The 26,760-nt window shown below is 64.1% G+C and carries 27 protein-coding genes; 9 read left to right on the top strand and 18 right to left on the bottom strand.

Annotated elements, in window-relative coordinates; all coding sequences use genetic code 11:
• Nucleotides 1–23: 23 nt before the first annotated feature.
• From ACIPZB_RS17640 to ACIPZB_RS17630, 3 genes are all read left to right on the top strand, one after another.
• Nucleotides 24–848: an ion transporter gene (locus tag ACIPZB_RS17640; RefSeq protein ID WP_400641838.1), complete on the top strand. Its 825-nt coding sequence runs from the start codon at nt 24–26 to the stop codon at nt 846–848.
• A 91-nt stretch (nt 849–939) separates the two neighbouring features.
• Nucleotides 940–1,938, top strand: coding sequence for a sulfate ABC transporter substrate-binding protein (locus ACIPZB_RS17635; protein WP_400641837.1), 999 nt, complete (start codon nt 940–942; stop codon nt 1,936–1,938).
• A gap of 175 nt (nt 1,939–2,113) precedes the next feature.
• A complete protein-coding gene (locus ACIPZB_RS17630) occupies nt 2,114–4,138 on the top strand; it encodes a mechanosensitive ion channel family protein (protein ID WP_400641836.1) in 2,025 nt (674 codons plus the stop codon).
• 112 nt (nt 4,139–4,250) lie between these two features.
• On the opposite strand, the gene ACIPZB_RS17625 is transcribed toward ACIPZB_RS17630, so the two are convergent.
• Both ACIPZB_RS17625 and ACIPZB_RS17620 read right to left on the bottom strand, forming a co-directional pair.
• Nucleotides 4,251–5,207, bottom strand: coding sequence for a class I SAM-dependent methyltransferase (locus tag ACIPZB_RS17625; RefSeq protein ID WP_400641835.1), 957 nt, complete (start codon nt 5,205–5,207; stop codon nt 4,251–4,253).
• A 1-nt stretch (nt 5,208) separates the two neighbouring features.
• The gene (locus ACIPZB_RS17620) at nt 5,209–6,105 is read right to left on the bottom strand and encodes a DMT family transporter (RefSeq protein ID WP_400641834.1); all 897 of its coding nucleotides are present in this window, start codon (nt 6,103–6,105) and stop codon (nt 5,209–5,211) included.
• Nucleotides 6,106–6,238: 133 nt separating this feature from the next.
• Between ACIPZB_RS17620 and ACIPZB_RS17615 the strand changes: the two genes are divergently transcribed.
• The 3 genes from ACIPZB_RS17615 to ACIPZB_RS17605 all read left to right on the top strand — a co-directional run bounded on the left by ACIPZB_RS17615 (nt 6,239) and on the right by ACIPZB_RS17605 (nt 9,511).
• Nucleotides 6,239–6,676, top strand: a complete 438-nt coding sequence (locus tag ACIPZB_RS17615; RefSeq protein WP_400641833.1) for an Lrp/AsnC family transcriptional regulator — start codon at nt 6,239–6,241, stop codon at nt 6,674–6,676.
• A gap of 556 nt (nt 6,677–7,232) precedes the next feature.
• Nucleotides 7,233–8,765, top strand: coding sequence for an NCS1 family nucleobase:cation symporter-1 (locus ACIPZB_RS17610; protein WP_400641832.1), 1,533 nt, complete (start codon nt 7,233–7,235; stop codon nt 8,763–8,765).
• 17 nt (nt 8,766–8,782) lie between these two features.
• Nucleotides 8,783–9,511: an aspartate/glutamate racemase family protein gene (locus tag ACIPZB_RS17605; protein WP_008096301.1), complete on the top strand. Its 729-nt coding sequence runs from the start codon at nt 8,783–8,785 to the stop codon at nt 9,509–9,511.
• Nucleotides 9,512–9,631: 120 nt separating this feature from the next.
• Here ACIPZB_RS17605 and ACIPZB_RS17600 read toward each other — a convergent pair whose 3' ends face one another.
• The 16 genes from ACIPZB_RS17600 to ccmA form a co-directional block, all read right to left on the bottom strand.
• Nucleotides 9,632–10,822, bottom strand: a complete 1,191-nt coding sequence (locus ACIPZB_RS17600; protein ID WP_400641831.1) for a D-amino acid dehydrogenase — start codon at nt 10,820–10,822, stop codon at nt 9,632–9,634.
• A 45-nt stretch (nt 10,823–10,867) separates the two neighbouring features.
• Nucleotides 10,868–11,530 (bottom strand): histidine phosphatase family protein, encoded by a 663-nt coding sequence (locus ACIPZB_RS17595; RefSeq protein ID WP_400641830.1) that lies wholly within the window; start codon nt 11,528–11,530, stop codon nt 10,868–10,870.
• A gap of 216 nt (nt 11,531–11,746) precedes the next feature.
• Entirely contained in the window at nt 11,747–12,085 is a 339-nt protein-coding gene (locus ACIPZB_RS17590; RefSeq protein ID WP_400641829.1) for an FKBP-type peptidyl-prolyl cis-trans isomerase, read from the bottom strand.
• A gap of 71 nt (nt 12,086–12,156) precedes the next feature.
• Nucleotides 12,157–12,564 carry a GFA family protein gene (locus ACIPZB_RS17585; protein WP_400641828.1) on the bottom strand — a complete coding sequence of 136 codons (408 nt, stop codon included), beginning with the start codon at nt 12,562–12,564 and terminating at the stop codon, nt 12,157–12,159.
• A 77-nt stretch (nt 12,565–12,641) separates the two neighbouring features.
• On the bottom strand, nt 12,642–13,430 hold the full coding sequence (locus tag ACIPZB_RS17580) for a PhzF family phenazine biosynthesis protein (RefSeq protein ID WP_008096290.1): 789 nt from the start codon (nt 13,428–13,430) through the stop codon (nt 12,642–12,644).
• 51 nt (nt 13,431–13,481) lie between these two features.
• Nucleotides 13,482–14,420, bottom strand: coding sequence for a 2-hydroxyacid dehydrogenase (locus ACIPZB_RS17575; RefSeq protein ID WP_400641827.1), 939 nt, complete (start codon nt 14,418–14,420; stop codon nt 13,482–13,484).
• A gap of 212 nt (nt 14,421–14,632) precedes the next feature.
• Complete coding sequence (locus ACIPZB_RS17570) at nt 14,633–15,052, bottom strand: hypothetical protein (RefSeq protein WP_008096287.1); 420 nt, start codon at nt 15,050–15,052, stop codon at nt 14,633–14,635.
• A gap of 12 nt (nt 15,053–15,064) precedes the next feature.
• Entirely contained in the window at nt 15,065–16,246 is a 1,182-nt protein-coding gene (gene ccmI / locus ACIPZB_RS17565; RefSeq protein WP_400641826.1) for a c-type cytochrome biogenesis protein CcmI, read from the bottom strand.
• Nucleotides 16,239–16,715 (bottom strand): cytochrome c-type biogenesis protein, encoded by a 477-nt coding sequence (locus ACIPZB_RS17560; RefSeq protein WP_400641825.1) that lies wholly within the window; start codon nt 16,713–16,715, stop codon nt 16,239–16,241. Before ACIPZB_RS17560 ends, ccmI begins: the two co-directional genes overlap by 8 nt.
• The gene (locus tag ACIPZB_RS17555) at nt 16,712–17,248 is read right to left on the bottom strand and encodes a DsbE family thiol:disulfide interchange protein (RefSeq protein ID WP_400641824.1); all 537 of its coding nucleotides are present in this window, start codon (nt 17,246–17,248) and stop codon (nt 16,712–16,714) included. Before ACIPZB_RS17555 ends, ACIPZB_RS17560 begins: the two co-directional genes overlap by 4 nt.
• On the bottom strand, nt 17,245–19,218 hold the full coding sequence (locus tag ACIPZB_RS17550) for a heme lyase CcmF/NrfE family subunit (protein WP_400641876.1): 1,974 nt from the start codon (nt 19,216–19,218) through the stop codon (nt 17,245–17,247). Before ACIPZB_RS17550 ends, ACIPZB_RS17555 begins: the two co-directional genes overlap by 4 nt.
• An 11-nt stretch (nt 19,219–19,229) precedes the next feature.
• A complete protein-coding gene (gene ccmE / locus ACIPZB_RS17545) occupies nt 19,230–19,673 on the bottom strand; it encodes a cytochrome c maturation protein CcmE (protein ID WP_400641823.1) in 444 nt (147 codons plus the stop codon).
• Nucleotides 19,670–19,846 carry a heme exporter protein CcmD gene (ccmD, locus tag ACIPZB_RS17540; protein WP_008096275.1) on the bottom strand — a complete coding sequence of 59 codons (177 nt, stop codon included), beginning with the start codon at nt 19,844–19,846 and terminating at the stop codon, nt 19,670–19,672. The genes ccmE and ccmD overlap by 4 nt, the downstream gene beginning before the upstream one ends.
• Nucleotides 19,846–20,610, bottom strand: coding sequence for a heme ABC transporter permease (locus ACIPZB_RS17535; protein WP_008096272.1), 765 nt, complete (start codon nt 20,608–20,610; stop codon nt 19,846–19,848). The genes ccmD and ACIPZB_RS17535 overlap by 1 nt, the downstream gene beginning before the upstream one ends.
• A gap of 46 nt (nt 20,611–20,656) precedes the next feature.
• Nucleotides 20,657–21,325 (bottom strand): heme exporter protein CcmB, encoded by a 669-nt coding sequence (gene ccmB, locus ACIPZB_RS17530; protein ID WP_008096270.1) that lies wholly within the window; start codon nt 21,323–21,325, stop codon nt 20,657–20,659.
• Entirely contained in the window at nt 21,322–21,954 is a 633-nt protein-coding gene (gene ccmA / locus ACIPZB_RS17525) for a cytochrome c biogenesis heme-transporting ATPase CcmA (RefSeq protein WP_400641822.1), read from the bottom strand. Before ccmA ends, ccmB begins: the two co-directional genes overlap by 4 nt.
• A gap of 129 nt (nt 21,955–22,083) precedes the next feature.
• Between ccmA and ACIPZB_RS17520 the strand changes: the two genes are divergently transcribed.
• From ACIPZB_RS17520 to ACIPZB_RS17510, 3 genes are all read left to right on the top strand, one after another.
• Nucleotides 22,084–23,622, top strand: coding sequence for a flagellar hook-length control protein FliK (locus tag ACIPZB_RS17520; protein ID WP_400641821.1), 1,539 nt, complete (start codon nt 22,084–22,086; stop codon nt 23,620–23,622).
• Nucleotides 23,619–23,963, top strand: a complete 345-nt coding sequence (locus ACIPZB_RS17515; protein WP_400641820.1) for an EscU/YscU/HrcU family type III secretion system export apparatus switch protein — start codon at nt 23,619–23,621, stop codon at nt 23,961–23,963. The genes ACIPZB_RS17520 and ACIPZB_RS17515 overlap by 4 nt, the downstream gene beginning before the upstream one ends.
• Before the next feature lie 62 nt (nt 23,964–24,025).
• On the top strand, nt 24,026–26,755 hold the full coding sequence (locus ACIPZB_RS17510; RefSeq protein WP_400641819.1) for a dermonecrotic toxin domain-containing protein: 2,730 nt from the start codon (nt 24,026–24,028) through the stop codon (nt 26,753–26,755).
• Nucleotides 26,756–26,760: the final 5 nt, after the last annotated feature.

The following is a 26,760-nucleotide window of genomic DNA, read 5'->3' as shown; positions in this document are numbered from 1 at the left end:
CTCGCTTTCGGAATCCATGCCTCATGACTACTCTGCCCTCCATTCGCGAACGGCTCTACGTCATCGTCTTCCAGACCGACACCGTGGCTGGAAGACGCTTCGACAAGATCCTCCTGCTGATCATCCTCGCCAGCCTGGTCACGGTGATTCTCGACAGCATCGACGAAGTGCACCGCAGTTACGCGGGCCTGCTGGCCGGCATCGAGTGGGGCTTCACCGCGATCTTCCTGGTCGAGTACCTGGCCCGCCTGTACTGCTCGCCCAAGCCCTTGCGCTATGCCTTCAGCTTCTACGGCCTGGTCGACCTGCTGGCGATCGTGCCGGGCATCATCGCCCTGTACTACAGCGACGCGCAGTACCTGCTGATCATCCGGGTGATCCGGATGCTGCGGATCTTCCGCGTACTCAAGCTCAGCCCCTACCTGAAGCAGGCCCACTACCTGATGGAGGCGCTGCGCGGCAGCAAGCAGAAGATCATCGTGTTTCTGGTCAGCGTATCGACCCTGGTCACCGTGTTCGGCAGCCTGATGTACGTGATCGAAGGCCCGGAGCATGGCTTTACCAGCATCCCCAAAGGCATCTACTGGGCCATCGTCACCCTGACCACCGTGGGCTTCGGCGACATCGTGCCGAAGACGCCGCTGGGCCAGGTGCTGTCGTCGCTGGTGATGATCACCGGTTACTCGATCATCGCTGTGCCCACCGGCATCTTCACCGCGGAACTGGCCAACGCCATGCGCGGCGAACAGCTGCAACATGACTGCCCGACCTGCCGCAAGAAGAGCCACGAACACGGCGCGGCATTCTGCTCGCGGTGCGGCAATTCACTGTTCCCGAAAACCGAATAAGCAAAGATCCATTTGGTCTTTAATCGCTCAGGAACGAAACGCTATAGTCGCTGGCAAATTGCCAAACACTTGAACAACAAGGAAAGCCTCAGTGAAAAAACTGTTCACCGCCTCGCTGCTCGTCGCAGGCATGGCCCTCGGCAACCTCGCCCAGGCCGCCCCTACCCTGCTCAACGTTTCCTACGACGTGATGCGCGACTTCTACAAGGACTACAACTCGGCCTTCCAGAAGCACTGGGAAGCCGAGCACAAAGAGAAGGTCAATGTGCAGATGTCCTTCGGCGGTTCGAGCAAGCAAGCGCGCGCGGTGATCGATGGCCTGCCGGCCGATGTCATCACCATGAACATGGCCACCGACATCAATGCCCTGGCTGACAACGGCAAGCTGGTGCCGGACAACTGGGTGACGCGCCTGCCGAACAACAGCGCACCGTTCACCTCGGCCACCGTGTTCATCGTCCGCAAGGGCAACCCGAAAGCCCTGAAGGACTGGCCAGACCTGCTCAAGGATGGCGTGCAGGTGATCGTGCCCAACCCCAAGACTTCGGGTAACGGCCGCTACACCTACCTGTCGGCCTGGGGCTACGTGCTCAAGCAAGGCGGCGACGAAACCAAGGCCCGCGACTTCGTCGGCAAGCTGTTCAAGCAGGCGCCGGTGCTCGATACCGGTGGCCGCGCCGCCACCACTACCTTCATGACCAACCAGATCGGCGACGTGCTGGTGACCTTCGAGAACGAAGCCGAGATGATCGCCCGCGAGTTCGGCCGCGATCAGTTCGAGGTGGTCTACCCAAGCGTGTCGGCCGAGGCTGAGCCGCCGGTGAGCGTGGTCGACAAGGTGGTGGCGAAAAAAGGCACCCAGGCCGTGGCCGAGGAGTACCTGAAGTACCTGTGGTCACCGCAGGCCCAGGAAATCGCCGCGCAGAACTACCTGCGCCCGCGTGATGCGACGGTGCTGGCCAAGTACACCGACCGCTTCCCGAAAGTCGACTTCCTGTCGGTGGAGAAGACCTTCGGTGACTGGCGCACCGTGCAGAAGACCCACTTCAATGACGGTGGCGTGTTCGACCAGATTTATTCCAACCCGTAATTGATGCACGCCGTACCGGCCTGATCGCCGGCAAGCCGGCTCCCACAGTGCAATACCTGTGGGTGCCGGCTTGCCGGCGATAGGGCCCGAGAATTCCATCGAACTTTCCCCGCCCAACACCCCTCAGTTTCTTGAGTAACCCTGCCCCGCTCACCCCGGCCCAAGGAGTACTCCAGTGCTGCGCTACTTCACCACCCTGCTGCTCGGCTGCCTGCTGAGCACCCACCTGCTCGCCGCAGACCCTGCCCCCACCGAAGAACAACCCGCCGACTCCGAGCCCGTGCTCCAGGGCGGCCTGCTGGGCGCCCTGGCCGACGGCCTGGACAGCGCCGCCCAGGAACTCGACCTCGACGCCCACCTGATCGACGCCTGGCGCCTGCGTACCGACCGCGCCAGCAAGGAAGTGGTACGCCTGGTCGATCGCCACAACGCTGGCGATACACTGCAACTGGCCGGCAACTTCCTGCTGCTGACCCTCGCCTGGGCCGTCAGCTTCACCGTGCTCACCCGCGCTGGCCGCTGGCTGGCCAAACGCAGTGCAAACGGGGCATGGCTGCGCCAGCGCAAACGCGCCAGCAGCCTTCTTGGTTATCTATTGCCGTACACGCTGCCGGCCCTGGCCAGCTTGCCAATCACCCTGTACGTCAGCCGCTTCCTCGACCCGTCGGTAGCCCGCGCGCTGGGCCTGAGCCTGGCCTACGCCACCAGCAGCGGCCTGTTCTCGACCTCGATCATTCTGTGTCTGGTCACCCTGTTCGATGCCGGCCACAAACGCGCTGCCGTGGCAGTGATCAAGCGCCTGGCACCGCGCCCGCTGTTTCTGATCGGCTTTCTCGCCGCCTGGAGCGATGCTCTGACCAGTCCGCAGATCGCCCGCCAACTGGGCGGCAACATCACCGCCAGCATCGCCGTGGCCACCGGCCTGGTTGCCACCTTCATCTTCGCCAGCCTGGTGATCCGCCTGCGCCGCCCGGTCGCGCACCTGATCCGTAATCGCGCCCTCAAGGACCGTCAGCAACACCGCGCTGTGCAGGAGACCCTGCGAATCTTTTCGGTGCTGTGGTACCTGCCGATCCTGCTGATGATCCTGGTTTCGGCCATCCACCTCATCGGCGCCGGCGAAGAAAGCCAGAAAGCCTTGCAGAAGGCGTTGCTGACGACCGTGCTGCTGGTTTCGACGGTGTTCCTCAGTACCTTGCTGCAACACCTGCTGGCCGCCGGCGAAGCGGATGCCATGCAACGGGTGCGACCCTACAAGGAACTGTTGCGCAGCCTCGCCCACGCATTGCTGCGCATTGTCATGGCCGTGTCCTTCATCGAACTGCTCGGGCGCATCTGGGGCTTCTCGGTGATCGACTTCGCCCTGAGCAACAGACTGGGCCAGGCGATCAGCAACTCGCTGTCGAGCATCGGCCTGATCCTGCTGGTGACCTGGCTTCTGTGGGTGGTGCTCGACACCGCCATTCAGGAAGCGCTCAAGCCGGCGGTCGGCCGCCGTGCGGCACGCCAGCCCAGTACGAGGGTACGGACCATCCTGCCCATGCTGCGCAACGCCATCAAGGTGGTGCTGGTCATCATCTGCACCATCACCACCATGGCCAACCTGGGCATCAATGTGGCGCCGTTGCTGGCCGGTGCCGGGGTAATCGGCCTGGCCATCGGTTTTGGTTCGCAACAGCTGGTGCAGGATGTGATCACCGGGCTGTTTATCCTCATCGAAGACACCATCTCGATCGGTGACTGGGTGGTGCTCGACTCCGGCCACGCCGGCACGGTCGAGAGCCTGACCATCCGCACCCTGCGCCTGCGCGATGGCAAGGGCTTCGTGCACTCGGTGCCGTTCGGCCAGATCAAGGCCGTCACCAACCAGTCGCGGCAATTTGCCTATGCGTTCTTCTCGGTGCAGTTCACCTACGACAGCGATGTGGACGAATCGCTGACGCTGATCCATCAGGTGGGGCAGTCGATCAGCGACGACCCGCTGCTGCGCATCAACCTGCAGGGACCGCTGCAGGTGTTTGGGGTCGATCGGATGGATTTGAACGGGTTTGTGCTCACGGCGCAGTTCCGTACCATTTCCGGGGGGCAGTATGCGGTGAGTCGGGCATTCAACGAGCGGCTGAAGAAGCGTGTGGACCAGACCGAGAATGTGAGTTTTGCCCAGGTGTACCCCATGCCGGTGCGTGGGGTTTCGGCTTGATGGTGTCTGTACCGGCCCTATCGCCGGCAAGCCGGCTCCCACAACAGCCCTTGAGCATTGTGGCGTCCCTGTGGGAGCCGGCTTGCCGGCGATAGGGCCAGTAAAAACAACATCAACCCTGGCGGAATACCAAAGCCTTCAAGCCCCCCGCCGGATCAGCATCAGGAAACTCCGGTGGGTTCTCCAACCGCTCGACAAAGGCCAGCGAAGGCGCCTGCTCAGCCATCCCTTCGATCAGAAACTCCGGCCCGATCCCCGGGTCGTTCACACACGCCAGCACAGTCCCCCCAGCGCTCAGCAGCTCTGGCAAACGCCGCAGGATCTTCGCGTAGTCCTGGGTCAGCACGAAACTGCCTTTCTGGAATGTCGGCGGATCGATGATGATCAAGTCATACGGCCCATACTTGCGCACCTTGCCCCACGACTTGAACAGCTCATGCCCCAGGTACGCCACCCGCGACGCATCGTGGCCATTGAGCCGATGGTTGTCGCGGCCACGCGACAGCGCCGACTTGGCCATGTCCAGGTTGACCACCTGTTCGGCACCGCCGGCAATCGCCGCCACCGAGAAGCCACAGGTGTAGGCGAACAGGTTGAGCACCCGCTTGCCTGCGGCCTGTTCGCGCACCCAGCGGCGGCCATAGCGCATGTCGAGGAACAGGCCATTGTTCTGCCGCACGCCGAGGTCGAGCAGGTAGCTCAGGCCGTCCTCGACCACTTCCCGTTGCTGGCACGGCTCGCCCCAGACCCATTGGCCTGGGCTGTCGGGCAAGTAACGGTGCTGGATCAGCATGGCCTGGCCGGCCCATTGCGGGTGCGCTGCAAGGCGGCCGAGCATGGCTTCGAGCTCCGCCAGCTGGCCTGGCGGCGGTTCGCGAAACAGCGCCACCGACAGCACGCCCTGCAGCCAGTCGACCGTTACCTGTTCCAACCCCGGCCAGCAACGGCCGCGGCCATGGAACAGGCGGCGGGTTTCCTGCGGGGCGGGGTCGAGGGCAGTGAGCAGGAGCTGTTCGAGGGTCTGGATCGGCGAAGTCATGGCGGGTCGCAAGCAAGTAAAAGAGGGCATTCTACCCTTTGGCTACCACCTGCGCCGAACGGAACCACCAACCCTGCTGCATGCCCGCCGCCGCCAGCAGGATCAACACCACGCCCAGCCACTGCAACGGCGCCAGGCGGTGCCCGAACGCCACCCAGTCGACCAGGATCGCCGCGATCGGGTAGACGAACGACAAGGCCCCGGTCAGCGCCGTGGGCAACCGCTGGATGGCGCTGTACAACAGCACGTACATCAACCCCGTGTGCACCATGCCCAGGGTCACCAGGCTGGCCAGTGCCGAGGGCTCGCCAGGCAGCCCGCCCAGCTTGACCCAAGGCGCCAGCAGCAGCACGCCGGTGACCACCTGGATCAAGGCGATCAGGTGCGGTGGCGTGCCTTTCAGACGCTTGATGATCAACGCGGCGATGGCATACAGAAACGCCGCCCCCAGGGCCAGGGCAATACCCAGCAGGTACTCGTCGCCACTGGCCTGCCCGGCACCATGGGCGCTGACGATGGCCAGCATGCCGAGGAAGGCCACGCTGAGCCAGGTGACCTTGGGCAGGGTGATCTTCTCGCCGAGGAACAGCGCCGCCAGCCCCACCAGCATGAACGGCTGCACGTTGTACACCGCCGTGCCAATGGCGATGGACGCCCGCGAATAGGAAGCGAACAGCAATACCCAATTGCCGACGATGGCCACGCCGCTGAGAATCGCCAGCAGCAAGGCGCTGCGGCTGATGACGCCAGGCTTGAGGAAGCCGAGCGTTGCGCAGATCACCAGCAAGGTGCCGGCGCCGAACACGCAGCGCCAGAACACCACCTCCAGCACCGGTTGGCCCGAGACCAGCACGAACCAGCCGATGGTCCCGGAAATCAACATGGCGGCGACCATTTCCAGCGAGCCACGGCGCAATGAACTGTCCATCTCACACCTCCCGTTGACGATGGGCCTAGTATGCGGAGGGTAACGCCTTGCCTTCCAGCGGATAACCAAGGCCATGTGACGCGTTCGCCTTTACTATCAAGGCAAATCCGCAATCACGCCTAACGAGGTACCCATGACCGATGCCATTGACCAACTGCTGATCAATGCCCTGATGGAAGACTCACGCCGTTCGCTCAAGGCACTGGCGCAGATCAGCGGCCTGTCGGCCCCCAGCGTGAGCGAACGGCTGCGGCGCCTGGAAGAGCGAGGCGTGCTGCGGGGCTACACGGTCGATGTCGACCCGCGCAGTTTCGGTTACCAGTTGCAGGCCATCGTGCGTGTTCGCCCGCTGCCAGGGCAACTGCAGGAAGTGGAACGGCAGATCATCGCCATTGCGGAGTTCACCGAGTGCGACAAGGTGACGGGTGAGGATTGCTTCATTGCACGGCTGCATGTGCGGTCGATGGAACAGCTCGACACCTTGCTGGACCGGATCAATGTGCTGGCCGAGACCAATACCGCGATCATCAAGAAGTCGCCGGTGAAACGGCGGTTGCCGCCGATGGATTGATTTTCTGTAAGGGCCCTATCGCTGGCAAGCCAGCTCCCACAGGTATTTCACCGGCCTTGAGGCTTGTGGGGTACCTGTGGGAGCTGGCTTGCCAGCGATAGGGCCAGAGCAGAAAAAGCTGACTATTTTTTGTACACAGAAATGTCACCATAGGTGCCATTTTTGTGTGCACTTTCCCAAGTAACGCCCCAATCCGTTACACATTTCGTTTAACTAATTCTGACCAATCGATCAACTAAATCACCCACTAAAAAATTAAACCTGTTCACTTGGTCAGTTTATATTTACGCTATTTCATTCACTTATCTTTCAACTAGATAGATTCAGAATAATGGCCACCCGCAGGCCGCTTTCCGCCTGGCACGGAACTCGCTTTTGTGTGTTCGTGTTTTGTATACAAGTTCTGCAAAACATAAATACACAATAACTCGCGACATTGACCCAAAAGTCAGCCGCCGCGCCCAGAACCCAGTGATGCCAACGCTGCACCGACGAGATGGCGAGCCCGTGCGCATGCCCGCTCATCGCAGTCCACGTGCATCAGGAGCCTGCCGGAATGAGTACCAGCCTCGACCTTGCCCCTGAACTATCCGTCGCCAGCACCACCCCCTCTTCCACCCTGGTCGGTGAACTTCCGTTACTTGAACTGAGCCCACGCCTGCATAACCGCGACCTCGCACCAACCCGTATGGAAGGCCGCCGCTGGGGGCGCTACAGCATCTTCGCGCTGTGGACCAACGATGTGCACAACATCGCCAACTACTCATTCGCCATGGGTCTGTTCGCCCTCGGCCTGGGTGGCTGGCAAATCCTCCTGTCACTGGCGATCGGTGCAGCGCTGGTGTACTTCTTCATGAACCTGTCCGGTTATATGGGCCAGAAGACCGGCGTGCCGTTTCCGGTGATCAGCCGCATCGCCTTCGGCATCCACGGCGCGCAAATCCCGGCGCTGATCCGCGCAGTCATCGCCATCGCCTGGTTCGGTATCCAGACCTACCTGGCCTCGGTGGTGCTGCGCGTGCTGCTCACGGCCGTGTGGCCGCAACTGGCAAGCTTCGACCACGACAGCCTGCTGGGCCTTTCGAGCCTGGGCTGGGTGTGCTTCGTGGCGATCTGGCTGGTGCAGCTGGTGATCCTTGCCTACGGCATGGAGATGGTGCGCCGCTATGAGGCCTTCGCGGGCCCTGTGATCCTGCTGACCGTGGCCAGCCTGGCACTGTTCATGTACTTCAAGGCCGATGCGCGCATCGCCTGGTCGGTGACCGAGCCGCTGACCGGTGCCGAGATGTGGCGCAACATCTTTGCCGGCGGCGCCCTGTGGCTGGCGATCTACGGCACCTTGGTGCTGAACTTCTGCGACTTCGCCCGCTCCTCGCCGTGCCGCAAGACCATCCGCGTCGGCAACTTCTGGGGCCTGCCGGTGAACATCCTGGTGTTCGCCATGATCACCGTGGTGCTGTGCGGTGCGCAGTTCCAGATCAACGGCCAGATCATCGACAGCCCGACCCAGATCGTCGCCAGCATCCCCAGCACACCGTTCCTGGTGCTCGGTTGCCTGGCCTTCCTGATCGTCACCGTGGCGGTGAACATCATGGCCAACTTCGTCGCCCCGGCGTTCGTGCTCAGCAACCTGGCGCCGCGCCACCTGAACTTCCGCCGCGCAGGTTTGATCAGCGCCACCCTGGCCGTGCTCATCCTGCCGTGGAACCTCTACAACAGCCCGCTGGTGATCGTCTACTTCCTGTCCGGCCTGGGCGCCCTGCTTGGCCCGCTGTACGGGGTGATCATGGCCGACTACTGGCTGCTGCGAAAAGGCTGCATCAACGTGCCGGAGCTGTACAGCGAGCACCCGGCCGGCGCCTACCACTACAGCAAGGGCATCAACCTGCGCGCCGTGTCCGCCTTCGTGCCGGCCGCCCTGCTGGCCATCGTCCTGGCCCTGGTGCCCAACTTCCATGCCATTGCGCCGTTTTCCTGGCTGATCGGTGCCGGCATCGCCGCCGCGCTGTACCTGCTGATCGCCCCGCGCAACCGCCAATACCTCGATGTCAGCGGTGAATGCATCGCCGTCGACCACAGCAGCCACTGAATCAGGGAGGAATGTCCATGCGTATTCTGATCGCCAACGTCAACACCACCGCCGCCATCACCGAGGCCATCGCCGAACAGGCGCGCAGCGTGGCGTCGCCCGGTACTGAAATCATCGGCCTGACCCCGTGGTTCGGGGCCGAGTCGGTGGAGGGCAACTTCGAGAGCTACCTGGCCGCCATTGCCGTGATGGACCGCGTACTGGCCTATGACGGCCCCTACGATGCAGTGATCCAGGCCGGCTACGGCGAGCACGGCCGCGAAGGCCTGCAGGAGCTGCTCGACGTGCCGGTAGTGGACATCACCGATGCCGCCGCCAGCACGGCGATGTACCTGGGCCACGCATATTCGGTGGTGACTACCCTGGACCGCACCGTGCCATTGATCGAGGACCGCCTGAAACTGTCCGGCCTGTATGACCGCTGCGCCTCGGTACGCGCCAGTGGCCTGGCCGTGCTGGAACTGGAGGCCGACCCGCAACGCGCGGTTGAGGCGATCGTCGAGCAGGCCGAACGGGCCGTGCGCGATGACAAGGCCGAAGTGATTTGCCTGGGTTGCGGCGGCATGGCCGGGCTGGATGAGCAGATTCGCCAGCGCACCGGGGTGCCGGTGGTGGATGGCGTGAGCGCGGCGGTGACCATCGCCGAGTCGCTGGTGCGCATGGGGTTGAGCACGTCCAAGGTGCGCACCTATGCCACGCCGCGGGCGAAGAAGGTGGTGGGCTGGCCGATGCGCTTCGGCCGGTAAGGTCTTTGCGGGCTTTGCTGGCCCTATCGCCGGCAAGCCGGCTCCCACAGTTACCCCACCGTTTTCGAGACCTGTGGAGTACCTGTGGGAGCCGGCTTGCCGGCGATAGGGCCGGTACAGTCAGCCCAACAGCCGAGCCAACCGCTGCGCACTGCCACAGGCCAGGGTAAACCCCAAAGCCCCATGCCCCAGATTCAGCCAAAGATTCCGATAAGCCGTAGCCCCAATGATCGGCACGCCCGTCGGCGTCGCTGGCCGCATCCCCGCCCACTCCACCGCCTGCCCGTAATCCGCCGCATTGGGCAGTGTCTCGAGCGCCAGCCGGCGCATGCTTTCCAGCCGGCGCGCATCCACCGATTCGTCGAAGCCTACGATATCCACCATCGCCGCGACCCGCAGCTGCTGATCGAGCCGCGCATAGACGATCTTGCGTTCATAGTCGGTAATGCTGACTTCCGGCGCCCGCTGCGCCGTGCCGATCGGCGCAGTCAGGCTGTAGCCCTTGAGCGGATAGATCGGCAGCTTCAACCCCGGCGCCATCCCGACGCTGCGGTGCCCGGCGCACAGCACCACACGCTGCACCTCGCGCTGCTCTTGCCCCACCTGCAGCGCAACCACCTGGTCATTGCGGCTGAGCAGGCGCGTGACCGATTTGCCGAGCAACCATTGGCATTGCCCAGATGCGCGCAAACGCTCAGCCAGGCGCTCGCAGAAGCGGTAACAGTCGGCCACCTCTTCAGTTGCCGTGAACACCCCGCCAATGAAAGGCGCCTCGGCCAGCGCGGGCTCCAGCGCTTTCAGTTCGAAAGCGCCGAGCACTTGCTGATGTGCAGGGTCGAGCAGCTGTTCACGGCCATGGGCAAAGGCGCGCTCACTGCGAAATGCGACCAGCTTGCCGTTGCGCCGCCAGGCGAAATCCGACAGGCCGTCTTCTTCGCGCCAGCGCGCCAAGGTGGCCTGGCTGTGCAGCGCCAACTCCAGCAACTGGGCGCCATTGCGGCGATTGACGCTGTTCCGACAGGCCAGCAAGAAGCCCAGCAACCACCGCCACTGCGCCGGGTCCAGGCGCAAGCGCAGCCGCAGCGGCGAATCCCCCTGCAGCAGCCAGCCAAGCGCCTGCCAAGGCACGCCCGCGTCCGCCAACGGCGCCACATAGCGGTATGACAGCTGTCCACCATTGGCGAAGCTGGTGGCTGACGCCACGCTGTCGCGCGCGTCGATCAGGTCCACCGAAAGCCCCTCGCGCACCAGCGCATAGGCCGTGGTCAGGCCGATCACTCCCGCGCCAATTACCGTTACCCGCTGTTTCATGCTGCTTCCCTGTCACCGCTTCCTGGCCAAGACAGTAGCAGCGGATCAGGTCGGGCAGCTATGGGCTCCGCCGTTCAGGCCCTGTCGCACGCTGCGGCTGAGCAGGCTGGCCTTGCCGTCTTGCCAGGTCAGGGTCAGGACGTAGAGGCTATCGAAATCATCACCGCTCCAGTCCTCGGTAATGACACGCTCCTCACCCAGGGCCTTGCCGGCGACCGCGTTGATCAGCTCGGGCAGGTAACCGTGGGACCAGGCCGTATAGACCGTGGCGTTGCGGTACTTGTCGCTGAGCAGTTCTTCGGCGAGTTCGTCGGTGTCATTGGCAGCGAAGTCGATGTTCACCGGCAACCCCAGGCGAATGGCGCTGGGGGTAATGGTCATCAACGGGCGGATGTAGCTGTAGCTCTGGTCCTGGCTACCTTCCTCGACTTCCCGCGTAGGGTTGGCCGCGAACACGTAGTCCGCATTGCCGAAGCGTTCTGGCAGCAGCGTGGCCAGGTCCAGCGCGCGATTGAGGCCCTGGCAGTTCAACTGCCCCAGCCCCTCACCCGGTTTTTCGGCATGGCGCAGGAAGACCAGGGTCTGGGTACCGTTGACCGGCTGCGCCCGGCTTTCGACCACATCCAGCGCCAGGGGCACCGCGGCGGCGACCAAGGCCAGGCACGTCAGCAGGAGGCGACGACGCCGAAGGAAAGATGGCAACTTCATGAAAAGGCGGGCTCTTGTGGCAAAAAGTATCGGATTGACTCGCCACATTGCCCAAGGGCACAAGGCCAAGGTGTCCCTGTAGTGGATGCCGTCCCTGGCAACGAGTAGGGCTCAGAGTGCCATCGCCCCGTTTGGTTCCTTCCTGAGTGTGATGCCGTTCCCTAGGCAATCTTCATCATAAGGGGGTTTTGTTGCTGGATTATTTCCTGTGCGCCATCAATCATCCCGCGTCAGCACTTCCAGCACCTCGATTTCGAACGTCAGGTCCGAATTCGGCGGAATCGCGCCGACGCTGCGTTCGCCATACCCCAGGTGCGCCGGGACCTGCAGCTTGCGCTTGCCGCCGACGCGCATGCCCATCAGGCCCTGATCCCAGCCTTTGATCACGCGCCCCGTGCCGATCACGCACTGGAAGGGTTTGCCCCGCGACCAGGATGAATCGAACTCGCTGCCGTCGGCCAGCCAGCCGGTGTATTGGGTGGTGATCAAAGCGCCCTTGACGACGGCTTTGCCGTCGCCTTCGACGAGGTCGGTGATTTGCAGTTCGCGGCTCAAAGGCATGCTCCAACGCTGAATTTCAAGGCCGTCCTTTTCGCAGGAATGCATGGGTTTGGCAAGCCGGTTGGTCAACCCAGTTGCTCGAAGGCTTGCTGTCCAGTCAGTTCCTTGGTCTGGTTGGCGAAGCAGTACCAGGCAGGTTTCTGCTCGACGAAGATCTGCAGGTCGAACGCCCAGGCTTCGTCGCCGTCGAGCAGGCCCACCGGCACCGCGTAGAAGTCTTTGGCCTTGAGCCGATAGTAGAGGTGCGTGCCGCACTTGCCGCAAAAGCCGCGCTGGGCCCAATCGGACGAGTCGTAGACACTGGGCTCACGCCCCTCGAAGACGGGAGGCTGGCTGCAATCCACCACCAGCAGCGGACCGCCGGTCCATTTGCGGCACATGCTGCAATGGCAAGCGCTGACATGGGTGTTGTCGACAGTGACGCGCAGTTGGGTTTCGCCACAGAGGCAGCTGCCGCGTTTTTCAAGGGTCATGGTGGGGCTCCTTGCGAGGGGTGGGTGCTCAAGTATAGAACGGGCCCCAGCCAGGGCCCGCCCACCCACCCGCTGGCTCAGATGAATACGCTACCGCGCAGGTACAACGCCGCCCGTCCGCTGATGATGACCCGGCCATTGTCCGGCACCTGGCAGTGCAGTTGGCCCTTGCGTGCACCGCCCTGCTCGCAACTCAGCGCGTGCTTGCCCAGTCGCTGCGCCCACAAAGGCGCCAGGGAGGTATGAGCGGAACCTGTGACCGGGTCTTCGTTGACGCCCACCCGAGGGCCGAACCAGCGGGTAACGAAATCGTGACCGCGGCCCGGCGCCGTCACCGCGATGCCGCGCACATCGAAGGCGGACAAGGCAACGAAGTCGGGCTTGAGCGGGTCGAGCAAGGCGGCATCGTCGATCATCACCACGTAGTCGTCCGAGCGGTAGACAGCGCGGGCAGCACTCAAGCCCAGTGCCTCCAGCAAGCCTGCCGGCGTCTCCACGGCAACCGGCTGCTTGGCCGGGAAGTCCATGGCCAGCAGCCCGTGCGCGTCTCGGCTGACCCGCAGTTCGCCGCTGCGGGTGTTGAAACGCAGCACTGCCGCCTGCTCACCCAGTTGCTCGAACAGCACATAGGCCGACGCCAGGGTGGCATGGCCGCACAGGTCGACTTCCACCGTCGGGGTGAACCAGCGCAGGTCGAAGGTTTCGCCGTTGCGCACGAAGTAGGCGGTTTCGGAGAGGTTGTTCTCTTCGGCAATGCGTTGCAGCACGGCATCCGGCAGCCAGTTTTCAAGGGGGATCACCGCCGCAGGATTGCCACCGAACGGCTCGGCGGAAAAGGCATCGACCTGGAAGATCTCGAGTTGCATGCACACACTCCTTGAAGCCCGGACAGCGCCGGGCAGTATCGAAAGCGAAGGTTACCCGCGAACCGGAGTCAGCACCGGTTCGCCGGCAAAGAAAGCCTGCAGGTTGCGCAGTACCAGGGTCACCGTGTCTCGCGCAGCCTCAGGCGACTGGCCGGCCACATGGGGCGTGAGCACGGTGTTGCCAAGGGCCTTGAGGGCTTCTGGAACGGCGGGTTCATCGTCGAACACGTCAAGCGCCGCGCCAGCGATCCGACCCTGCTGCAACGCTGCGACCAGCGCCTGGGTATCCACCACGCTGGCGCGGGCGATATTCACCAGGTAGCCCTCGGCGCCCAGCGCTTCGAGCACCTGGGCGTCGACCAGGTGACGGGTGTGGCTACCGCCGGGGGTGGCCACTACCAGGATGTCGACCGCGTCGGCCAGGTGCTGCGGGCTGTCGTACCAGGTGTAGGGCACATCCTGGCGCGGGGTGCGGCTGTGGTAGCTGACGCTCATGTCGAAGCCGAGGCTGGCACGTTTGGCGATCGCCTGGCCGACTGCACCCAGGCCGAGGATGCCCAGGCGTTTGCCGCTGACCGAAGGGCTTATGACCCGGTTCCACTCGCCAAGGCGGGTGCTGGCATCGGCGCGAGGGATATCGCGCAGCAGCGCCAGCAGCATGGCCAGGGTGTGGTCGGCAACGGCGGCGGCGTTGGCGCCAGCGCCGTTGGTGACGGTGATACCGCGGGCAGCGGCGGCGGGCAGGTCGACCTGTTCGTAACCGGCACCGATCACGCAGATGATCTGCAGCGCCGGCAGTGCATGGATTTCGGCAGCGGTCAGGCCCAGGGGGCCGCGGGTCAGCACCGCGTCGATCTCGGCGCCATGGCGCTGGATCGCGTCGGCGCGCAGCTGTGGGGACGGCGCGCGAATCAGGCGATAACCGGCCTGTTCGAGTAGTGGCAGGTAATCGTCGACGGTTTCCACCAGCACCAGGACTGTCTTGCGCATGCCACCTCCTTGAATATCAGGGGGGCATTATGCGGAGTCAGTGGGCGGCACAGTCAATCGCAAAATCAGGGCTCAACTGTACTGTATGGGTATTGAGGGTCTTGCCTGTAGGGCCCTATCGCCGGCAAGCCGGCTCCCACACAGACACCACAGTTCTTCAGCCCAGTGGCGTACCTGTGGGAGCCGGCTTGCCGGCGATAGGGGCACACACATTACTGGGCGAAGGCACGCCCCAGACCGCCTGGCACACCACTGCTGTCAGTCTCCTGCCATGGCCCATCCGGGTTCAGCGACCAGCTCCAGCCATTGTCATACCGGTAGTAGGTACGCTGCCGGTAGAACGTGTTGGGCTTCTTCTCCAGCACGTAGACGCCAAGCTTCGGGTCCCAATGGCTGGCACCGCCCGGTGGCGGCGCGAAGCTGGCGGAGGTACGCGGCATCGGTTTGGGGATCGCCGCCGGCTTGCTCGGTTGCGTCGATGGCTGACCACCCGGCAAGGGCTTGACCACCGGCCCTGGATGCGACGGCACCGTTTCGATCGGCGGCGAGGGCTGCTCATACGGCTCACGCACCGTACACGCGGACAAACCCAGGGCCAGGGTGATCAAGGTGAGGCGAACGGTACTGTGCATGGCAGGGTTCTCTTACGGGTCGGGGCTGTCGATGATCAGCTGCTGGGTGGCCTGGGTCGAAGTGGCCAAGGGTGCGCCCTTGCCGATCCACTCACCCTGGGTGGGTTTCCCGGCGCGGGACACACGTGCAACCAGTTGGACTTCGGCAAAGTCCGACAGTTTCATCTGCGGCATCATCGCATCGGCGTCGGACAGCTCGACTTCCAGCGGCAACTGCGCCACGGTCACCCGCTTGGCTGCCAGCGGCATGGGCGGCCCATTGCTGGCGCGGGCGAAGATGAACACGGTGTCGTCGGGCTTGACCTTGTCCTTGAGCGCCGCTGCCAGTTCAACCCGCACCTTCAGGCGCGCGGCGGCAGGTTTGCTGACGTTCCCGCCCAGGCGCTCTGCGGCGCGGTCGATGCCACCTTGCAGGGCTGCGCGCGAGGCATCGCCTTCAGGCAGCTGCGTCAGCAGGCGCGTCCAGTAATCGATCGCTTCCTGGTAGCGCTCGCCTTCGAACGCGGCGATACCCCGCAGGCCAAGGCTGGTGACCTCATTGGGATCAGCCTTGAGTGCCTCGTCGGTCAGTGCCTGCACCTGCGCGTTCCATTGCTTGTTGGCAGCGAAGTACAGCGCCTGCGCCCATTGCCCGAGCAACTCGGGCTGGCGGCCGGCCAGTGCCACGGCGCGCTCGTAAGTGCGTGCGGCGTCCGCCGGACGCTCTTCGGCCATGTAGGCGCGACCGAGGAAGTACAAGCCTTCGGCGGAATCGGGCTGGGCTTCGACCGCTCGCTCCAGGCGCTTGGTCATTTCTTCCAGGGTTTTCGGTGCATTGCCGAATTCCTGAGTCAGCTGAACCTGGTCGGCCGCACCAAAGTGCAGGTACAGACCCAGCCCCAGCACCGGCACCAGCACCGCTGCCAGCAAAGGCAGGGCCTTGCCCAGGTGCCCCTGGCGCGACGTGTCGGTACCTTCAGTGTCGGCCAGCAATTCCCGCGCGGCCTCGTCGCGACCTGCGGCCAGCTGCGTGTCGTCGAGCACGCCGGCGGCCTGCTGGGCCGCCAGCTCAGCGACACGCTCCTGGTACAGGGCCACGTTCAAGGCCGTACGGTCTTCTTCCTGCTGCTGGCGACGGCCGCGCAGGATCGGGATCAGCAGAAAGCCGAGGGCGGCGAGCAGCAGCAGGCCCGCGCTAAGCCAGAATTCAGTCATGGTTCTGTTCTTTTTCCAGCAGTTTGGCGAGACGCTCGCGTTCTTCCACGGACAAGTGCTCCGCGCCCTGGGCAACCGGTGCCCGGCGCCGGCGAACGATCACCGCCAACACCGTGAAACCACCTACCAGCAAGATCCCCGGGCCGAACCACAGCAGCCAGGTACGCCCACTGAGCGCCGGCTTGTAGCGCACGAAGTCACCATAGCGGTCGACCATAAAGTCGACGATCTGCTGGTTGCTCTTGCCCTCGCCGAGCATGCGGAAGATCTCCCGGCGCAGGTCGGCGGCGATCGGTGCATTGGAGTCGGCGATGTCCTGGTTCTGGCATTTCGGGCAGCGCAGTTCCTTGGTCAGTTGCTGATAACGCTCACGCTCGGCGTCATCGCGGAACTGATAGGTGTCGATGGCCGCCTTGGCCACACCGGCCAGGCTCATGCCCAGCACGGCGGCTGCAAGCCAGCGCTTCATGGCCGGGCCTCGTCGACCAGGCCCTGGTACAGCGGCGCCAGCTGCTCGCGCCAGACGCTGGCATCGACGACACCCACGTGCTTGTAGCGGATGACGCCCTTGGCATCGATCAGGAAGGTTTCCGGCGCGCCGTACACGCCCAGGTTCAGCCCCAGGCTCCCCTGCTCGTCGCGGATATCCAGCTGGTACGGGTTGTGGAACTCGGCCAGCCACTTCAAGGCAGCGGCATTGTCGTCCTTGTAGTTGATGCCGTAGATCACCACGCCCTGCCCGGCCAACTGGTTGAGGTACGGGTGTTCGACCTTGCACGACGGGCACCAGGTGGCCCACACGTTGACCAACGCCGGACGGCCCTGCAGGTCGGCCTCGGTGAGGGTGCGATCACCTTGGGTCGAGGCCAGGGAAAATGCCGGGAATGGCTTGCCGATCATTGCCGAGGGCAACTCGTCGGGCTTGAGGAACAGTCCTTTGTACAGAAAGACCGCCAGCAGCAGGAACACTGCCAGGGGCACCACCATGATCCAACGCTTCATGCAGCTGCTCCAGACACGCCCAGGACATCACGCACCCGGGTCTTGACCTTGACGCGGTAGCGCCGGTCGAGGGCCGCCAGCAAACCGCCCAGGCCGGTCAGCAGACCACCCAGCCAGATCCAGCGAACGTAAGGCTTGATATGCACCCGCACCGCCCAGGCGCCGTTCTCCAGCGGCTCGCCAAGGGCTACGTACAGGTCGCGAGTGAAGCCGGCATCGATACCCGCTTCGGTCATCATCGACTGCTGCACGGTGTACAGGCGTTTTTCCGGGTGCAGGGTGGTCACTTCACGGCCGTCGCGGCTGACTACGACGGTGCCCTTGTCGGAGATGAAGTTAGGCCCTTCGAAGTGCTTGGCGCCCTGAAACAGGAAGTGATACCCGCCAAGCTCCACGCTTTCGCCCGGTGCCATGCGCAGGTCGCGCTCGGCACTGTTGTTGCTCGACAGCACCACGCCCAGGGCACATACCGCAAGGCCCAGGTGCGCCAGCTGCATGCCCCAGTAGCTGCGGGTGAGGCCGCGTACGCCTTTGGCCAGGCCCTTGTGGCGGGTCTTGTCGAGAATGTCGCGCAGCCCGCTGAGTACCACCCAGGCAGCCAGTGCGAAGGCGGTCAGGGTCGGCCAGTCGAAGTCGTCGACGATGAAGCCGGCCAGGGGTGCCAACACGGCGCTGCCGATCAGGACCGGGGTCATCATGCTCGCCAGCCACTTGCCTGGGGTGTCCTTCCAGCGCACCACCACGCCAATGCCGAGCACCACCATCAGCAGCGCCATCAGTGGCAGGAACAGGGCGTCGAAGTAAGGCGGCCCGACCGACAGCTTGGCCCCGGTCAGGGCATCGAGCACCAGCGGGTAAAGGGTGCCGAGCAGGATCATCGAGGCGGCCACTACCAGTACCAGGTTGTTGGCCAACAGCAGCGTCTCGCGCGACCACAGGGCAAAGCCCACCTGGCTCTTGACCACCGGCGCGCGCAGGGCGAACAAGGTTAGCGAGCCGCCGACCACGAACAGCAGGAAAATCAGGATGAACACGCCGCGCGCCGGGTCGGAGGCAAACGCGTGCACCGAGGTCAGCACACCGGAACGCACCAGGAAGGTGCCCAGCAGGCTCAGGGAGAACGCGGCGATCGCCAGCAGCACCGTCCAGCTCTTGAACACCCCGCGCTTTTCGGTCACCGCCAGCGAGTGGATCAGCGCCGTGCCCACCAGCCACGGCATGAACGAGGCGTTTTCCACCGGGTCCCAGAACCACCAGCCGCCCCAACCGAGCTCGTAATAGGCCCACCAGGAGCCCAGGGTGATGCCCACCCCGAGAAACGCCCAGGCGACGATGGTCCATGGCCGCGACCAGCGCGCCCAGGCGGCATCCAGGCGCCCGCCGAGCAGTGCGGCGATGGCGAAGGCGAAGGCCACCGAAAAGCCCACATAGCCCATGTACAGCATTGGAGGGTGAACGATCAGGCCAAAATCCTGCAGCAGCGGGTTGAGGTCGCGACCGTCCATCGGCACTTGCGGCAGCAGGCGCTCGAACGGGTTGGAGGTGATGATCAGGAAGCTCAGGAAGCCCACGCTGATCATGCCCATCACCGCCAGCACCCGGGCCAGCATCACTTGCGGCAACTGCCGCGAGAACACCGACACGGCGAAGGTCCAGCCCCCGAGGATCAAGGCCCAGAGCAGCAGCGAGCCTTCGTGCGCGCCCCACACGGCACTGAACTTGTAGTACCAGGGCAAGGCGCTGTTGGAGTTGCTGGCCACATAGGCCACCGAGAAGTTGTCGGTCATGAAGGCATGGGTGAGGCAGGCGAAGGCAAAGGCCAGGAAGGCGAACTGCCCCCAGGCTGCCGGGCGCGCCAGGCCCATCCACAGGCTGTCGCCGCGCCAGGCACCGAGCAGCGGCACGGTGGCCTGCACGGCGGCGAAACAGATCGCCAGGATCATCGCCAACTGGCCGAGTTCGGGGATCACCAGGGACGCGTTCATGGCTTGGCCTCCGCCTGGCCGCTTTCCTTCAAGGCCTTGGTGACTTCAGGCGGCATGTACTTCTCGTCGTGCTTGGCCAGCACCTCGTCGGCCACCACCACGCCCTCGCCATTGACCTTGCCCAGGGCGACGATGCCCTGCCCTTCACGGAACAGGTCCGGGAGGATGCCGCGGTAGGTGATCGGCACCGACTTGTTGAAGTCGGTGACCACGAAGCGCACGTCGAGCGAGTCGCCCGAACGCTGCACCGAGCCCTTCTCGACCATGCCGCCAGCACGAATGCGCGTGTCCTGCGGTGCCTCGCCATTGGCGATCTGGGTGGGGGTGTAGAACAGGTTGATGTTCTGCTGCAGGGCGCTCAAGGCAAAGCCGACGGCCACCGCGACCCCGGCCAGCAGGCCGAGGATCAGGAACAGGCGTTTCTTGCGCTGCGGATTCACAGGTTGTTCTCCCGGCGCAGACGGCGCGCCTCTTCTTGCAGGTAGCGACGGCGGGCCAGCATGGGCGCTGCGACATTGACCGCCAGCACCGTCAGGCAAATGCCATAGGCCGACCAGACGTACAGGCCATGGTGGCCCATGGCGAGAAAATCGCCGAATGAAGAAAAGCTCATCACGCGGCCCTCCGACCCAGGCTGTTCAACACTTCATCCTTGACCCAACTGGTACGCGCCTCGCGCTTGAGCACTTCAAGGCGCATGCGCAGCAACAGCACCGCGCCGAAGAAGCAATAGAAGCCCAGTGCCGTGCACAGCAGCGGCAGCCACATTTCGACTGGCATGGCGGGCTTTTCGGTGAGGGTGAAGGTGGCACCCTGGTGCAGGGTGTTCCACCACTCCACCGAGTACTTGATGATCGGGATGTTGATCACACCGACGATGGCCAGCACCGCGCAGGCTTTGGCCGCGCTGTCACGGTTGGTGATGGCCTGGCCCAGGGCGATGATGCCGAAATACAGGAACAACAGGATCAGCATCGAGGTCAGGCGTGCATCCCAGACCCACCAGCTGCCCCAGGTCGGTTTGCCCCAGATCGCCCCGGTAACCAGTGCCACAGCGGTCATCCAGGCGCCGATGGGGGCCGCGCATTGCAGGGCGACGTCGGCCAGCTTCATTTTCCATACCAGCCCGACCACCCCGGCCACCGCCAGCAGCACGTAGCACGATTGGGCGAGCATGGCCGCCGGCACGTGGATGTAGATGATGCGGAAACTGTTGCCTTGCTGGTAGTCCTCGGGGGCGAAGGCCAGGCCCCAGATCACGCCGGTGGCCAGCAGCAGGATGGCGGAGACGGTCAGCCAGGGCAGCATGCGGCCGCTGATGGCATAGAACCATTTGGGGGAACCCAGTTTGTGGAACCACGTCCAGCTCATTTTCATCAGGGTACATCCAGGGTATTAGCCGGGCTTGAAAGCCCGGGACTCGTTATTCGCCGACGCTGATCTTCAGGCCGGCCGCTATCGCAAAGGGTGCCAGGGTTACCGCCAAGGCAGTCAGGCTCGCCAGCCACAGCAGATGGCCGGTAGCCGGCATATTCTGCAACGCCGCCTGCAACGCACCACTGCCCAGGATCAATACAGGGATATACAACGGCAGAATCAGCAACGCCAGCAGCAAACCACCGCGTTTGAGACCGACCGTCAGCGCCGCGCCGACCGCGCCCAGCAGGCTCAATACCGGCGTACCCAGCAACAGTGAGCCAAGCAACACCGGCAGGCAATGGCTCGGCAAGCCCAGCATCAGCGCCAGCAGTGGCGCCAACAATACCAGTGCCAGGCCAGAAAAGATCCAGTGCGCCAACACCTTGGCCAGCACCAGCATGGCCAAGGGGTGTGGCGACAGCACCCACTGCTCCAGCGAGCCGTCCTCGAAATCGCTGCGAAACAGGCCATCGAGCGACAGCAGCACGGCCAGCAGCGCCGCGACCCAGACCAGCCCCGGTGACAAGGTTTGCAACAATTGGCTTTCCGGACCTACCGCCAACGGGAACAGCGCCACGACGATGGCGAAGAATACCAATGGGTTGGCCAGCTCGGCGGGGCGGCGGAACAGCAGGCGCGCTTCGCGGCGCAACAACAGGATGAATACGCTCATGCTGCCCATTGCCCCAGGTTGAGTTCACGGTAACCGGAGGGCTTGCGTTCCAGTGTGTGGTGGGTGGTCAGCACCACCGTACCGCCCTGCTCGCAATGGGCCGCCAGGTGCGCTTCAAGCTGCGCCACGCCTTGCTTGTCGAGCGCGGTGAAGGGTTCGTCGAGGATCCACAGCGGCGGGCTGGCCAGGTGCAGACGAGCCAGCGCCACGCGGCGCTGCTGGCCGGCAGACAGGGTATGGCAAGGCACATCTTCGAAACCGCGCAGGCCAACGGCTTCGAGCGCTGACCAGATTGCATCGCGGGAGGCCGGCTGGTGCAGGGCACAGAGCCAGGTGAGGTTCTCCTCGGCAGTGAGCAGGTCCTTGATGCCCGCCGCGTGGCCGATCCACAGCAGGATGCTGGCCAACGCATGGCGCTGCTCGGCCAAGGGCTGGCCGCCCAGCAGGATCTGCCCGGCAGTGGGTTGCATCAGCCCGGCCAGCAGGCGCAGCAGACTGGTCTTGCCGCTGCCGTTGGGGCCGCTGATCTGCAGCATGTCGCCGGGCCGCAGTTCGAAATGCAGGTGCTCGAACAGCAGGCGCCAGTCGCGCTCGCAGGCCAGGCCCACGGCTTGGAGGTGAAAGGTCACGGTTTCGCCTTATGCAGTGTCTCAAGTCGCCCGGCTCGCTGCCGTTACAGTGGCAATGGCGGACGGCCGGCATTATTACATGCGCGGCCTCGCTGCCAAGAGGGCGGGCTCGACAGGTTGTATACAATCATGACTGAAATCAATAGTCTCGGCGCACAAACCGCTGTCAATTCCCAGGCGATCAAGGCGGCGATGACGGGCGAGCTGCTCAACCTGACCCAGGCGCAGCCCGGCCTGATCAAGCCTGGCGAGACCGCGCAGGCCGAGGTGTTGACGCTGAAACAGAGCGGCAGCGAGTTCCAGCTGGTGCTGCGGCTTCTCCAGGCCAACGGCAACCAGGCCCAGGTGCAGGCCAGTGCCAACCAACCGCTTGCTCCCGGCAGCCAGGTCACGGTCAGCCAGCCGCAAAGCGATCGCCTGGCCGTGATGGTGCAACAGGCCAGTGCCAGCAACGTCGCCACCCTGACCCAGCTCGATACCGGCAAAGTCCCGGTCGGCACCCTGCTCCAGGGCAAGGTGCTGACCAGCCAGTGGCTGCAGAACCCAGGCGCAGCGGCCACCTACCGCTCGCTGGTCAGCCTGCTCAACACCGCCCAGGCCGGCGCCACCCTGACCCTCGACAGCCCTCGCCCCTTGGCCGTCGGCAGCCTGCTCAGCGCCTTGGTGCAGGGTGATCAGTCGCTGCGTTTCGTGCCCTTGAGCGGGCGCCAGGAACAATTGAACATCACCCAGCAACTGGCCAGCCAACAGGGACGACAAGCCTCCCTCACGGGGCTGCTCGATGCGCTGCAGCAATTGGTCCGCAGCGGCGATGGCGAATTGCGCGGCAGTGCCGAACGCCTGCTGGCCAGCCTGCCGGATGCCCGCCAACTGGGGGATGCCAAAGGCCTCGCCCAGGCGCTGAACAACAGTGGTGCGTTTCTCGAAGCCAAGTTGCTGGGCGGGCTGGCTACGGGCGCGGACATCAAAGCCCAGTTGCTGCGTCTAGTGGGACAAGCGTCAGGGAATGGCGCGCCGGCCTTGAACAACCTTTCGACCCTGGCCCAGGTCATGCCGGCAATGGCTCGCAGCGCCCTGGGCATGCTCAAGCGCGCGGCTCCACTGCAACCACCCGGCGCCTTTCCGCTACCCTCGCGGCTGCTACAGGCCATGGAAAACGAAGGCGACCTGCAGCAACTGCTGCGCCTGGCCGCTGCCGCTGTTTCGCGCCTGCAAAGCCACGCACTGAGCAGCCTGCAGCAGACCGGCACGCTGGAAAACGGCAACCTGCAGACCACCTGGCAAACCGAAATCCCGGTGCGTCACGGCCAGGAGTTCATCCCGCTGCAAGCCAAACTGCAGCGCGAAGAGACCCCGGAGCAGCAAGCCGACCCCAAGCGCGAACAACGCGATCCGCTGGAGTCGCTGTGGCGCATTGAACTGGCCTTCGACCTACCACCGCTGGGGCCGCTTCAGGTCCAGGCACAGTTGAGCCAGGGCCGCCTCAGCGGCCAGCTATGGGCAGAAATTCCCAACACCGCGCGCCTGATCGACAGCCAATTGGGCACCCTGCGCGAGCGTCTGCTGGCCCGAGGCCTGGAAGTCGGCGACCTGGCCTGCCACCCCGGCACGCCGCCACAAGGCCCGCGCACACGCCTCGAACAACGCTGGGTGGACGAAACCGCATGACCGACATTCTCCCCCGCCAGGCGATTGCCCTGACCTATGACGGCCTCCAGGCCCCCACCTTGAGCGCCAAGGGCGACGACGCGCTGGCCGAGGCCATACTCGCCATCGCCCGCGAGCACGAAGTGCCGATCTACGAAAACGCCGAGCTGGTGCGCCTGCTGGCACGCCTTGAGCTGGGCGAGCAGATACCCGAGGCGTTGTACCTGACCATCGCCGAAATAATCGCCTTCGCCTGGCAGTTGCGCGGCAAGGTGCCGGCAGGCTTCAACGATCAGCCCGGCACCGCGCGCGATATCACACCGGAGCAACTGCGCCTGCCGCCCGGTTCGAGCACTATCTAGCACCTTGCTGAGGGGGTGGCACTGGAAGCTGGGATTTTCCCAAGCCACAGGAAGCTGCCCCGATGCACTACATCCCCCCGGAGAACCTGCAACTGGCGCGCGAAGCGCTGATCGGCCTGCCGCGCCCGGACAGCCTGGCGCGCAAACTGCTCAAGGAATGGCTGGGCAAGCAAGGCGTGGCCTTGTCACCCGACATCATCGATGTCGTGATCCTGCATTATCAGAACGAACGCCTGGAAGACGACGCTGGCAACCCGTATTCCAGGGAAGACGCGGTAATCATGCAGCGCATGAACCTGGTCGAAGCCCTGCTGAGTAACTGGCAAGGCGAATCCACCGCCACCTTCGGCGGCTTTCACTATGGCAATTGGGCTGGCCTGGCGCCAGTGGGCGACGTCAATCTGGTCTCCCGCCTCAAACCGCGCGACCTATTCTCCAATTACGCGCCATACGCCGTCTTCAATGGCCTGTACCAACGCACCGAGCCCGCCAGCTACGGGCCACACAACCGCGTGCAGATCCGGGCCGAAGATTTCCAGGCGTTCATCTGGGGCCTGCACCTTCACAACCTCTACAAGACCAGCCTCGATGAATACTGGGAAGAGCATCTGACGCTCTACCAGCGCGGCCTGAAAATCAGCTTCATTGCCGCCGGCAACAAGCAGCTGCTCGAAGGCAGCCTCTCCGAGCCGGCCAAACACCTGGCGTGGCAGGCCGCCGAGCTGATTCCCCGGCCGGCCACGACCCACGTTTCAATGCTCAACGTCTATGGTTACACGTCGTCTTCGATACTCTGTATCCGCGACACGGCATCGGACCTCACGCTGTTATACCTGCCAGGCAACGCCTCGCCGTTCCACGAATTCAGCAAACCAGGCGCAATGAAGTCCTGGTTCGCCGAACAGTGCCAGGAGCCAAGCAAACGCCAGGCACTGCTGCAGGCGTTCAGCCCCGCGGACTGGCCCGACGGGCTGGACTTCAGCGGCGTGCGCACCGCCCTGACCGGCCTGGGCCGCTTCCCGGCCGCCCACCACTTCCCGGTCAACCATCCAGGCTTCGCCACCAGCGGGCTCTGGGCCCCCCAGGCCATCGTCGACTTCCAGCCCGACGAATACAGCCCGCACATCGGCGACGACCTGTTCCATACCTTGGCCCGGCTGCAGAAACAGCGCAGCTACCAGGATGCCAACAGCCAGATCACCACCAATCATCAAGTCGACAAGACCCAGTGGGTCAGCTTCCTCAACCTGGCCATGCTGATCGCGGCGCCGCTGGTGCTGGTGGTACCGGAGCTGACCCCCATACTGGTGGTCGGCGGGTTGGCCCAGTTCAGCCTGGGCATGGACCGGGTGGTCAATGGCCGAAGCCTGGAGGAGAAGGCCGAGGGCGTGACGGACCAGGTCTATGGGCTGTTCAACGCGCTGCCGACGGCGATCAACCTGGCGCGCGCCTCTCACGACCTGTTCAGTTGGTGCCGCCCTGGTTTCGCCGTGCCGGCGCGCCTGCGAAACCTCATGCGTGAAGGGGCAGCGGGCGAGGCCGAAGCGTTCGAGATGCAACCGGCGCAAAGCGCTTTTCGCGAGGCGCCGCTGCTGTCCAACGCTCAGGTGGCGAGTGTCGTCGCCCGTGTCGATATAAGACTGGAGCACCGTTTCATCGCTTACTTTCAGGATGGCCCGGAGCTGGTTTCCGAGTGGGTGGAATATGAGGTGTCCAGCAACAGCTTCATCAAGACCCAGGATACGCTGCTCGCCCACCCGCCCCGCTGGGTGGTCGCTGGCAATGCCCTCGTGCCCCTTGAAGCGGCCGAGCGCTTGGTTTCCGATGCACAACGCATGGCCACGCTGCGCGCACTGGGCATAAACCTGCGACTGCCGCTCAACCTGGCAGACTACGAACTGCTGGAGTGCACGCCCATACCACGACTGATCACCAGCCTGTGGGTAGGTGACCGCTTGATCGCGGGCGAATTCCTCGACAGCCTGGCGCACAACGCCCGCGCGGCCGAGGGCAGCGGCTACCGCTTCCAGTTGTTGCTGTCGCGCACGAGCCGCGATGCCTACCAGAGCAACCTTGCGCAACTGGCGCAGAAGGCCCCAGGCCTGGAGGTATTGCCGTTGGAGGATCAGCCCTTTTTCCAGGGCTTTCTCGAGTCGCCCTTCTATCACCAGTACCAATCGGCGATCGAAGGCAACGGCGGAACCGCCACCAACTTCAGCTCGGCCAGCGATATCCTGCGTTACCGCGTGCTGCACCATTTCGGCGGGCTGTACCTGGATGCCGACGACCGGCTGCTGGTCACTCTGCACAATCAGCAGGCCCATGTACCGCTGCTGAACACCGAACTGAGCACCACCGAGGATGGCCTGTTGCTGGCCCCGCCGGTGTCCAACGATCAGCTGGGCATGTACATCAAGTACAACACCAGCATAATCGGCAGCCATGCCGGCAACCCGACCCTGGATACGATCTCCCGGGAGATGCGTCGCCGCTTCGCCCTCGCCGCGGACTTCTACCAGCGTCGCCCCGACCCCAATAATGCACCTGTGGCCTTTTCCGCCTACACCCGACAGCTGAGCCAGCTGACCGGGCCCGGCATGCTCAATGAAGTCATCGACCAGCACCTGCCCTGGCTCACCCAGTTGCGCGAGATCTGCAATCTGCTGGCCTCCCCCATCCACGACATCCGCCAGACCGTGGACCTGAGCGAATTCATGCAACGGGTGCGCACCTACGTACCGCTCGACCAGGTGGCACGCATCGGCCAAGCCCACAGCTGGCTGCACATGTAACGGCA

This window comes from Pseudomonas sp. NPDC089396, from assembly GCF_044749545.1.
Taxonomy (GTDB): Bacteria; Pseudomonadota; Gammaproteobacteria; order Pseudomonadales; family Pseudomonadaceae; genus Aquipseudomonas.
The sequence above is the reverse complement of the archived record's forward strand: the minus strand, read 5'-3'. Positions and strand labels throughout refer to the sequence as shown.